The organism is Flavobacterium magnesitis (assembly GCF_041729735.1).
GTDB classification, from domain to species: Bacteria; Bacteroidota; Bacteroidia; order Flavobacteriales; family Flavobacteriaceae; genus Flavobacterium; species Flavobacterium magnesitis.
Window position 1 is genome coordinate 83,617 of the sequence record NZ_JBCFQK010000002.1, and the last position, 11,787, is coordinate 95,403.

An 11,787-nucleotide genomic window follows, 5' to 3' on the forward strand; every position below is an offset into this window, starting at 1 on the left:
AAAATGATTTTTGAGAATCTGTAAATCTGTGGCTATTGTTTTTCTACCCAAAAAGCATACTCGCTACATCTTCGATTTTAGCAACTAATTCGATTTTAATTCCAGTGTTTTTCAAGGCTATTTTATTGTATTTGGATACAAAAATGGTTGAAAATCCTAGTTTTTCGGCTTCCTGAATGCGTTGGTCGACACGGTTTACAGGACGAATTTCACCTGAAAGTCCGACTTCGCCAGCAAAACAAAAATCTTTGTTTACGGGAATATCTTCATTCGATGATAAAATGGCAGCAACAACTGCCAGATCAATTGCTGGATCATCAACTGAAATTCCTCCGGTTACGTTAAGGAAAACGTCTTTGGCGCCAAGTCTGAAACCGGCTCTTTTTTCTAAAACCGCTAAAATCATATTCAGTCTTTTAGCATTGTATCCGGTGGTGCTGCGTTGTGGTGTTCCATAAACCGCAGTGCTGACTAAGGATTGAATTTCAATCATCAACGGGCGCATGCCTTCAAGTGTGCTGGCAATGGCAGTTCCTGATAATTCTTCGTCTTTGTGTGAAATCAATATCTCTGATGGATTAGAAACTTCTCTTAATCCGCTGCCAAGCATTTCATAAATCCCAATTTCTGCAGTAGAACCAAAACGGTTTTTTAGTGAGCGTAAAATACGATACACGTGATTTCGATCGCCTTCAAACTGCAGCACGGTATCAACCATGTGTTCCAGAATTTTGGGTCCTGCAATATTTCCGTCTTTGGTAATATGACCAATTAAAATGACTGGAATATTAGTTTCTTTGGCAAACTTAATGAGTTCAGCTGTAGTTTCTCTAATTTGAGAAATGCTTCCGGCTGTTGATTCGATATAATCGGTATGAAGGGTTTGTATCGAATCGATAATCACGATTTCGGGCTCAATAGCTTCAATTTGTTTGAAGATGTTTTGCGTTTTAGTTTCCGTTAAGATGTAGCAATTGTCGCTACTGGGTGTGATTCTTTCGGCACGCATTTTTATTTGTTTCTGACTTTCCTCGCCTGAAACATATAAAGTTTTGTAGGGTAGTTTTAATGAAATTTGGAGTAAAAGCGTGCTTTTTCCAATTCCCGGTTCACCGCCCAAAAGAATGAGAGATCCTGGAACGATTCCGCCACCCAAAACGCGATTCAATTCGTTGTCAGTAGTGTCCATTCGGATTTCCTGAGTCGAGTCGATTTCGTTTATCTTTAAAGGTTTTGGTGCTCTGCTGCTTGGTGTAGGTTCGCTTTTCCAAGCAACTTTATCTTGTTTTTGAATGATTTCTTCGGCAATGGTGTTCCATTCTTTGCAGGCATTGCATTGACCTTGCCATTTGGCGTAAGAAGTTCCGCAATTCTGGCAGAAAAAAGAGGTTTTAACTTTCGACATTATTATTTTACAGTTAAGCTTTTCATATCATCGTACTTATTGTACATCATTTCTTTAGTCAAATCGCCAATTTCTTCTAATTGCGAAGCGCGTTGGTATTTGCTGGCTGCTTTTTTGGCATCGCCTGTTTTCTCATACATTAATCCCAATTCGTAATCGGCAAGCATGGATTTTGGGTAATTTTTACTGGCAATTTGGGCAAGTTTTTCAAGTTCATCGTAGGCTTTGTTTTTTAAGATAGCCGCTTCGATGGCTTTGAAATCATTGATTCGAACAGGAATATTTAAACCTAGTTTTTCAGTTGTAGTTTGGTATTTCTTAGTCAAATAATCTACATAACCAGATGGTAAAACGACAATTTTTTCGGTAAATTCAGTAGAAGAAATAGGTTTGTAGCTGTCGAAAATTTGGTACAAAGCATTTGGAATTGAATATAAAACTAAGGAATAATGTGATGCGTTACTGAATTTATTGTATTGGTAATTCACTAACGGATTTGTTATTAATTTTAGATTACTGTCTAATTCTTCTACAGGTTCACGCAGTTGTTTGATATCGCCATCTGCTGAAGATTGATAGTAGAATAGGTTTTTTTTAGTATTGGTTAAACTCGTTGCAATTTGGCTTTCCATACCTGGAGCGAGTTCAGGACTCAATGAAATATAAGCGTTGAAAAAAGGATTTTCTTTGTAAAGGAAGAAATTCAAAAACCCAGCTGTGGTGTCATGTCCGGCAATAATTCGAAAAGGAGCCACACGGTATTTTTTTTCGATAAAAGGCATCAGCTCTTCGCCGATGAAGTTGTAAAAAGCTGCAGATCTTTTTGTCGGCGTGCCTTCGGTTTCATCAAAACCACAATCGTCCATTCGGCTGCTTTTTTGATTGATTCCTATAATAATAGTTTCTGGTAAATCATCCCAATATTCTCCATATTTTAAAGCGCCCAGAAAAGGTTCGAATAAATAATCGCCGTCTAATAATAATAGAATGGGATATCTTTTAATTGGATTGCTTTCGTAAGAAGACGGAAGGTTAACGATGATTTCTCGTGTTTCTTCCAGTTTGTTGGATTTGATTAATTCGGTGGTTTTTTGAGCAAATAATGAAAAGGAAAAAAAGAAAAAGAGTAAAGCTTGTTTCATAATTTGAAGATTTAAAATGGGGATTCTAAATAGAATAGCAAGATACTAATTTTTAATGAAAGTAAAATTAAGACTATAAAAACGAAAAGCGTTTCTTTGAGGAAACGCTTCAATTATTTGATACTTTAATCTAATTTTAAGTCAATGAATTGTCATTTTCATTTGGGAAAATAATCCAAGGCTGGAAGGTTTTGGCCTCTTCGAAATCAATAGTTGCGTAAGAAATGATAATGATAATATCGTCTCTTTGTACTTTTCTGGCAGCCGGACCATTCAGCGTAATTTCGCCTGAATTTCTTTTTCCTTTTATGGCGTAAGTGTCAAAACGTTCTCCGTTGTTGATGTTAACAATAGATACTTTTTCTCCTTCAATAATATTTGAGGCTTCTAATAAGGTTTCATCGATTGTAATGCTGCCAATGTAATTTAAATCGGCTCCAGTTACTTTTACCCGATGAATTTTTGATTTTAAAACTTGAATTTGCATGGCACAAAAGTAAATTATTTTAGTGAAATGGTATCAATCAATCGGATATTATTAACAAATACGGCTATAAATGCACGATAATTTTTATCTTTTGATTGTTCTGTGCAAGTGGTAAGGGTTTCTTCATCGGCGATTTCAAAGTATTCTAAATCAAAAATTGTATTGGAATTGAACACTTCTGTTACCCAGTCTTTTACTTCATTGCAACTATGAGTTTTAAATTTTTCTTTCGCTTCAACTAAGGTCTGATATATGATGGAAGCTTGTTCTCTTTCGGGAACTGATAAGCGTTCATTTCTGGAGCTCATTGCTAAACCATTGGATTCTCTGAAAATTTCGCAACCAATAATGTTTACATCCAAATGATTCTTGCGAACCATTTTTTTTACAATTTGCAATTGTTGGAAATCTTTTTTTCCAAAATAAGCATTGGTAGGAGAGACAATTTCGAACAGACGTTTTACAATTGTTCCTACTCCATTAAAATGTCCTGGTCTGAATTTGCCTTCCATTTGATTTTCTAATCCGTCAAAATCAAAATCTTCTGATGCGACTTTTCCTTCGTAAATATCATCTACTGAAGGTGCATAGATGATTATATTGGTATCTAAACTGAAAATTTTTTGAGTATCTTTTTCTAAAGTTCTTGGGTATTTTTTTAAATCTTCAGGATTGTTAAATTGAGTAGGATTTACAAAAATACTGACTACAGTATTGTTGTTTTCTGCTAGTGATTGTTGCATTAGCGAGAGGTGTCCCTGGTGTAATGCACCCATTGTTGGAACAAAGCCAATAGTGGAATTAGAGGTTTTAACGGAATTTAAAAATTCGATCAAAGCTGCTTTTCCATGGAAAATAGGCATGATTATTTTATTAAAATTAAATGCAAACATAATATATTAGTTAATAACTGCATAAAATTTCGTAATTTTGCGTGGTTTTTATTACCAACTAAACTAAGCAAATTATAATATGAAAGATAAGAGGATATTATACGTATCATCTGAAGTGGTGCCCTATTTGGCTGAAAATGAAGTTTCTTTAATGTCTTACGATGTTCCTAAGATGATAAATGATCAGGGAGGACAGATTAGAATTTTTATGCCAAGATATGGAAATATCAATGAAAGAAGACACCAATTGCATGAAGTAATTCGACTATCTGGAATGAATTTGGTAGTAAATGATTTAGATATGCCTTTGATAATTAAGGTAGCATCCATCCCAAAAGAAAGAATTCAGGTCTATTTTATTGATAATGATGAATATTTTAAGCGAAAAGCCACTTTTGCTGATGAAGATGGGGTAATGTATCCTGATAATGACGAGCGAGCAATATTTTTTGCAAAAGGAGTGGTGGAAACGGTTAAAAAATTAAATTGGGTTCCTGATATTATACACGTTCATGGATGGATGGCAGCAATGTTGCCAGTCTATATGAAACATTTTTATAAAAATGAAGCTTTGTTTTCTGAAACTAAGATAGTTACTTCTGTATATGGACAATCTTTTGACGGAACTTTAGATGTCGAAATGATTAATAAAGTAAAGCTTGATGGAGTTCCTCAAGAAGCTGTTGAAATGCTTTCAACTCCTGATTATGAGAATATTATTAAGGCAACTGTAATGCATTCGGATGCTGTAATTGTTGCTTCTCCAAATGTTAGTTCAAGTTTAACAAAATTTATTGAAACTTCAGGCAAACCTTTTTTACCTTTCGTCCCTAAAGATGCTTTCGCAGAAGCGTATAGCAATTTTTATAGAGAAATGCTTTAACCTTACTTTATTATTAATATGCATAATAATTCTTTTTTTAAGATCATTCTAATAGCCATAACTGTCATTTTTTTTACATCCTGTGATAAGGATTTTAATTCCATTGGGGGTGATTTAATTGGAGATGAACATTTTGGTTTAGAACGTGAAACTTATGACGTACTTGCTTACAATCAAAAAATAGGTCCAGTCCAATCTAATAATTTGCCTGTAAATGCTTTAGGTATTTACGAAGATCCTGTTTTTGGTACAACTGAAGCAAGTTTTGTTACTCAGATTGTTTTGGCTTCACCTAATCCAGTTATTGGCGCTAATCCCGAAATTGTAAACGTAACTTTATATGTTCCTTATCTTCTAAAATCAACAACTACTGATCCGGTTACTGGAGATAACACTTATGTATTGGACTCAATTTATGGTCCTGAAACTGGGAAGATAAAATTGAGTGTTTATGAGAACGGTTATTTTATGAGGGATTTGGATCCTTTGACAGGTTTTTTAGAAAGACAAAAGTTTTATACTAATCAGGCTAGTGAATTTGAAACTTTAAAAAAACCTACTTTATTAAATAATGATCCAGCCGCGTCTCAAAATAGTGAGTTTTTCTTTGATAAAAAGGGGTTTAAAGTAACAACTCCTTCTGAAACAACAGGTGGAGAGCCTACCGTAACATGGACTGCTCCAGGAATGCAATTGTTTTTGAATAAAGATTATTTTAAAACAGCAATTATTGATGCTATTACTTCAGGTTCTGGAAAATTAACAACTAATGATGTTTTTAAAGATTATTTTAGAGGTTTGTATTTTAAAGTAGAAAAATCGGGTACTAATCCAGGTAGTATGGCTTTAATGGATTTTTCTAAGGGGACTATAACAATTAAGTATAAGGAAGATCTTGTAACAACTACAACAGTAAATGGAGTTGCTACAACTACTACAACACGAGTTGATAAGTCAATAGTGCTTAATTTAACTGGTAATACGGTAAATTTATTATCAAATACAAATAACCCAGCTTATGATGCAGCTGTGAATAATCCGAATACTACTGCAGGAGATGAAAAATTATACTTAAAAGGTGGCGAAGGTGCTATGGCCATTTTAGATCTCTTTGATAAGACTGACGTAAAAGGTTATGATGCAAATGGGAATCTGGTTATAGGTGCTAATAATATTCCAGACGAATTAGATGATTTAAGGAATCCTACTGATAAAAAAAGAGTGTTGATTAATGAGGCTAATCTTGTTTTTCATGTTGATGGGGATGTAATGGGAGCAAATAAGTTGCCAGTTAGAATGTATTTATATGATTTTAATAATCGTAGACCAATACTGGATTATGTAGCTGATGGTACAACTGGTTTACCTGTTTATGGAGGTATTTTGAATGCTACTAAAGTTGGTGATAAAACGTATAAGTTTAGAATTACAAATCACATTAGAAACTTAATCAATAATAAGGATTCTACGAATGTTAAGCTTGGTGTTGTTGTTACTAATGATATTATCAATAGTACAATGAATAATTTGAGGTCACCTTTACCTAACTTATCTCAAGTTCCTCAGGTTTCGTTGATGAACCCTCGAGGGGTTATATTTCATGGAGGTAAAAGTACTGTTCCGGATGATAAAAGATTGAAATTAGAAATATATTACACAAAACCGAATTAATATAAAATTGTATGTGTGGAATAGTTGGTTATATAGGTCATAGAGAGGCTTATCCTATTGTTATTAAAGGATTAAAAAGGCTAGAGTATCGAGGATATGATAGTGCTGGTGTAATGATTTATGACGGTGCAATTAAAGTTTGTAAAACCAAAGGTAAGGTGGTTGGTCTTGAGGAGCTCGCTCTGAAAGAGATTGCAACAAACGGTGCTATTGGAATTGGTCATACAAGATGGGCAACTCACGGTGTTCCGAATGATGTAAATTCGCATCCACATCTTTCAAATTCTGGTGAGATAGCAATAGTTCACAATGGTATTATAGAAAATTACGCTCCATTAAAAGAAGAGTTAATCAAGCGTGGTTATGTTTTTCATTCTGATACTGATACTGAAGTATTGGTAAATTTGATTGAAGAAGTTCAGAAAAAAGAAAAATTAAAAATAGGGAAGGCAGTTCAGTTGGCATTGAATCAAGTGGTTGGTGCTTATGCTATTGCTGTTTTCGATAAAAAAAATCCTGACGAAATTGTAGCAGCTCGTTTAGGGAGTCCTTTAGCAATTGGTGTTGGAGAAGGAGAATATTTTATTGCTTCTGATGCTTCGCCTTTTATAGAGTACACTTCTAATGCAGTTTATTTGGAAGATGGAGAGATGGCTAATATCAGCTTGAACAAGTCTATTAAAATCAGAAAAATTAAAGACGATAGTTTAGTTGATCCTTATATTCAAGAACTTCAAATGAATTTGGAGCAAATTGAAAAAGGTGGTTTTGATCACTTTATGCTCAAAGAAATCTTTGAACAACCGAGTGTTATAAAGGATACTTATAGAGGAAGATTACATGCTGATAAAGGGATTATTCAAATGTCTGGTGTTGAAGATCATTTAGAAAAATTCTTAAATGCTGATAGAATAATCATTGTTGCTTGCGGTACTTCATGGCATGCAGGCTTAGTGGCAGAATATATTATTGAGGAGTTTGCTCGTATTTCGGTAGAGGTAGAGTATGCTTCTGAGTTTAGATATAGAAACCCGATTATCAATAAAAATGATGTGGTTATTGCTATTTCACAATCAGGTGAAACTGCTGATACTATGGCGGCTATTAAGTTGGCTAAAGAACAAGGTGCTTTTGTTTTTGGAGTTTGTAATGTGGTTGGTTCTTCTATTTCAAGAGAATCTCACGCAGGTGCTTACACGCATGCTGGTCCAGAAATTGGGGTAGCTTCGACTAAGGCATTTACAACTCAAATTACAGTTCTAACAATGTTAGCTTTGCGTTTAGCAAAAGCAAAAGGAACATTATCTCATTCTGATTTCCACAGGTATTTGTTGGAATTAGAATTGATTCCAGAAAAAGTAAAAGAAGCTTTAGGAACTATTGATAGTGCAAAAGAAATTGCAGCTGCTTTTAAAGATGCTCCTAATTGTTTGTATTTAGGTCGTGGCTATAATTTCCCAGTAGCTTTAGAAGGAGCTTTGAAATTAAAAGAGATATCCTATATTCATGCAGAAGGTTATCCAGCTGCCGAAATGAAACACGGGCCAATTGCTTTGATTGACGAACAAATGCCTGTTGTGGTAATTGCTCCAAAACAAGGTCATTATGATAAAATAGTAAGTAATATTCAGGAAATTAAGTCAAGAAGCGGTAAAATTATTGCTGTAGTGACTAAAGGAGACACTCAAGTTAGAGAATTAGCTGATTATGTTATCGAAATTCCAGAAACATCAGATGCTTTATCGCCTTTGATTACTACTATTCCGTTGCAGTTGTTATCGTATTATATTGCAGTTTACAGAGATTGTAATGTAGATCAACCTCGTAACTTGGCTAAATCAGTAACAGTAGAATAAATTTTTTTTATTTCAGTTTATATAAAAAAGCAAGGCAAATCGCCTTGCTTTTTTTATGGAAATTTTTTAAAATTCAATGAATTTATTGAAAATTGAATTTTCTGACATCTTTTTTGTTAAATAGTTATTTTTTTTGCTTAAATTTAATTAATCAAAAAAAGAACCCTTTTTTTGATTATGCTATTAATGAAAAGGTTGATGTAAAAGTTGATGGCTTTTTTTGTGATGTGTAAATTAATAAAACTAAATCATATGAAAGCGTATTTATTTTTTTTATCATTGTTTTTCTGTAGTGTACTTTATGCGCAGAATTCTATTAAAGGTGTGGTTACTGATATAAATAATCTGCCAATTATTGGAGCTAATGTTAAGGTAATTGGTGAGTCGGTGACGACGGTAACTGATAGTGACGGAAAATTTCTTTTTAATACATCTCTTAATCTTCCGTATGAAATCGAAATTACTAGTGTTGGTTTTGAATCAAAAACGATATTAATCAATTCGAAAACACAATTAATTAATGTTGTTCTTAAAGAAGAGCAAAATTTACTGGATGAAATTGTTGTTTCGGCATCCAGAACACCTGAAAGAGTTTTTGAATCGCCAGTTACGATTGAGAGAATGGGAATTGCAGATGTTAAAAAAACTGCTTCTCCTACTTTTTATGACGGTTTAGAAAATATGAAAGAAGTACAAATGAATACCAGTAGTTTGTCTTTCAAATCCATCAATACACGTGGTTTTGCAACAGTAGCCAATTCTCGTTTTTTACAATTAGTTGACGGAATGGATAATGCATCTCCATTGCTAAACTTTGTTTTGGGGAATATGATTGGTATTTCTGAAATTGATGTTCAAAGTGTAGAGCTGTTGCCAGGAGCTTCTTCTGCATTATATGGTGCAAATGCTTTTAATGGAATTTTGTTTATGAATAGCAAGAGTCCGTTTATGTACCAAGGAATCACCGCTTATGCGAAATATGGGCAAACGAGCCAGAAAGCTGCTGGTACTAATGATTTTGTGGATTATGGAATTAGAATGGCTCATGCTTTTAGTAAGCATTTTGCCGCTAAGGCAAATTTTACTTACATGAGAGGTACAGACTGGTTTGCGACTAATTATGATGATAAAACCAATGTGGGGAGAGATCGTTCGCATCAAAATTATGATGGTATAAATGTATATGGAGATGAGGTTTCGACCAATATTTATACTGTAGGACAAACAATGGTGGCAAACAATTTATTACCAGCTAATCTGGCGGCATTATTGCCTAATGAGAATGTTTCCAGAACGGGTTACAATGAAATTGACTTGACAGATAATAAAGCGAGTAATACAAAAATTGATTTTTCTTTGCATTTTAGACCTCTTGGAGATGAGAAATTAGAAGTGATTTGGCAAAGTAAATTTGGTTTTGGAAATGCGGTATATCAAGGAGCTAACCGATATTATTTGAATAATTTTTTTATGCAACAGCATAAAATAGAATTCAAAGGAAAGAACTTTTTCCTGAGGGGATATACTACATCTGAAAATGGAGGTGACTCTTATGATATGCAATTCACTGGAATTAATATTAATAGAATGTGGAAATCAGATAATGATTGGTTTGGGCAATATGCGGGTGCTTATTCTCAGGCTTTTGCAGGTTTGTTTGGTCCTTCTTATGCGGGTAATGCAGGCGCTTCGCATGCTTTTGCCCGTGCAGCTGCCGAAACAGGCAGACTAGTTCCGGGTACAGCGACTTTTAATTCTGCGTTTAATCAGGTAATTTCAAATCCAGATGTATTGTCAGGATCAAAATTGGTAGATAATTCTAAAATATACCATTCTGATGTGAATTATAATTTTAAAGATTTGATTTCGTTTGCCGAAATTCAAGTGGGTGGTTCGTATCGTAAATATCAATTGAATTCATTCGGAAGAATTTATACTGATGCCAATGGCCCAATTAATTATGACGAATATGGTTTTTATAGCCAAGTGCAAAAGAAATTTTTAGAAGAACGATTGAAGTTTACAGGTTCATTGCGTTATGATAAATCTCAAAATTTTGATGGAAATTATTCGCCAAGGGTTTCCTTAGTTTATGCTGCGGGTGAGTCAAGAACGCATAATTTTAGAGCCTCTTTCCAAACGGGTTTTAGAAATCCAACAACTCAGGATCAGTACATCGGCTTTAATGTAGGGAATGCGGTTTTGATTGGTTCGGCACCAGATAATTTATTACGATACTCAGAGACGAGACCTGTCGCAAATGGTTCTCCTGCTGTGGGGCAATTGTATGCAGGTGGTTCTTCGGTAACTATGACAGGTGAAAATGCCTATAATAATTCATATACAGCATCTTCAGTGATGGCTTTTGCGGCTTTTGCAGCAGCTAATCCAGGAAATACGCCAGGTGCAGCTGCCTTGTTGCGAAAAACAAATGTAAATTATGTAAAACCTGAAGAGGTAAAAGCGTTTGAGTTAGGCTATCGTTCCAGAATTAATGATGTCAATATCGATATTAATACCTATTATAATATTTATAATAATTTTATAGGAGCAGCTAATGCAGTTGCGCCATTATATGGTACAGCATCTAATACTTTTGATTTTACAGCAGGAGCGCCTACTTATATGACAAACCCAGAAGTTCAGTCCTTACACGCTTTAGCTAATGGGAATTTCAGGGCTTATCAATTGTATACTAATACGAGTATAGAAATCAAATCATTTGGGTTTGGGTTAGGACTTTCCAGAAAAGTATATAAAGATTTTGAATTTGGTGTAAACTATAATTTTGCCGAGTTTAATTTTGATCAAGCTAAAGATCCGAGTTTTGAAGCGGGTTTTAATACACCAAAACACAGAGTGAAAGCATCATTTGGAAATGAAAAATTATTTAAAAACTTTGGGTTTAATGTTAGTGGAAGATGGAATAGTGAGTATTTATGGCAATCGTTTATGGTAGATGGTATGGTTGATTCGGCTACGGTTGTTGATGCGCAAATTAATTATAATATTCCAAGTCTTAAATCAACATTAAAAGTAGGTGGTTCTAATATTGGTGGAAGAGAATATATGCAGGTTTTAGGTGCTGGTTTAATTGGTCAACAATATTTTGTTTCCTGGACAGTAAATCCATAATGGATGGTCTATTAGAATATAAGATAGGAAATCTATTGTTTTTGATTTAATATTTTGTTGTATGATACATTTGTAAAAGAGTCTGTTTGGCTAAAAATTATTTGTTTTTCTGATGCAGTTGTTTTTACTTTTTTAAGTAATTCTGTTTTTTAAGGGTAGTTTTAAAGCTGTTTTAGACTCTTGTTTTATTTTTTTATGTTTTTTAAATAAAATTGTTGATTTTTTATTTTAAAAAATTATCTTTGCGCTCTGAAAAAACACCTAAATCATTGAATTTTGATGTGGTAAGTTTTGTAAACCTAAATAGCTGTTTAA

The 11,787-nt window shown here is 33.9% G+C and carries 8 protein-coding genes; 4 read left to right on the forward strand and 4 right to left on the reverse strand.

Going from position 1 to position 11,787, the window contains the following annotated elements:
- Positions 1–43 precede the first annotated feature (43 nt).
- The 4 genes from radA to panC form a co-directional block, all read right to left on the reverse strand.
- A complete protein-coding gene (gene radA, locus AAGV33_RS02270) occupies positions 44–1,405 on the reverse strand; it encodes a DNA repair protein RadA (protein ID WP_373390294.1) in 1,362 nt (453 codons plus the stop codon).
- A gap of 2 nt (positions 1,406–1,407) precedes the next feature.
- Positions 1,408–2,547, reverse strand: coding sequence for an alpha/beta hydrolase (locus tag AAGV33_RS02275; RefSeq protein WP_373390295.1), 1,140 nt, complete (start codon positions 2,545–2,547; stop codon positions 1,408–1,410).
- 136 nt (positions 2,548–2,683) lie between these two features.
- Positions 2,684–3,034, reverse strand: coding sequence for an aspartate 1-decarboxylase (panD, locus tag AAGV33_RS02280; protein WP_073242882.1), 351 nt, complete (start codon positions 3,032–3,034; stop codon positions 2,684–2,686).
- Positions 3,035–3,048: 14 nt separating this feature from the next.
- Complete coding sequence (gene panC, locus AAGV33_RS02285) at positions 3,049–3,927, reverse strand: pantoate--beta-alanine ligase (RefSeq protein ID WP_373390296.1); 879 nt, start codon at positions 3,925–3,927, stop codon at positions 3,049–3,051.
- Between the two features lie 79 nt (positions 3,928–4,006).
- On the opposite strand from panC, the gene AAGV33_RS02290 reads away from it, so the two are divergent.
- The 4 genes from AAGV33_RS02290 (at position 4,007) to AAGV33_RS02305 (ending at position 11,472) form a co-directional block, all read left to right on the forward strand.
- On the forward strand, positions 4,007–4,810 hold the full coding sequence (locus AAGV33_RS02290) for a glycogen/starch synthase (protein ID WP_373390297.1): 804 nt from the start codon (positions 4,007–4,009) through the stop codon (positions 4,808–4,810).
- A gap of 18 nt (positions 4,811–4,828) precedes the next feature.
- Entirely contained in the window at positions 4,829–6,481 is a 1,653-nt protein-coding gene (locus AAGV33_RS02295) for a DUF4270 domain-containing protein (RefSeq protein WP_373390298.1), read from the forward strand.
- Between the two features lie 11 nt (positions 6,482–6,492).
- Complete coding sequence (gene glmS, locus AAGV33_RS02300; RefSeq protein ID WP_373390299.1) at positions 6,493–8,337, forward strand: glutamine--fructose-6-phosphate transaminase (isomerizing); 1,845 nt, start codon at positions 6,493–6,495, stop codon at positions 8,335–8,337.
- Between the two features lie 252 nt (positions 8,338–8,589).
- Entirely contained in the window at positions 8,590–11,472 is a 2,883-nt protein-coding gene (locus AAGV33_RS02305) for a TonB-dependent receptor domain-containing protein (RefSeq protein ID WP_373390300.1), read from the forward strand.
- The last annotated feature ends 315 nt before the right edge of the window (positions 11,473–11,787 follow it).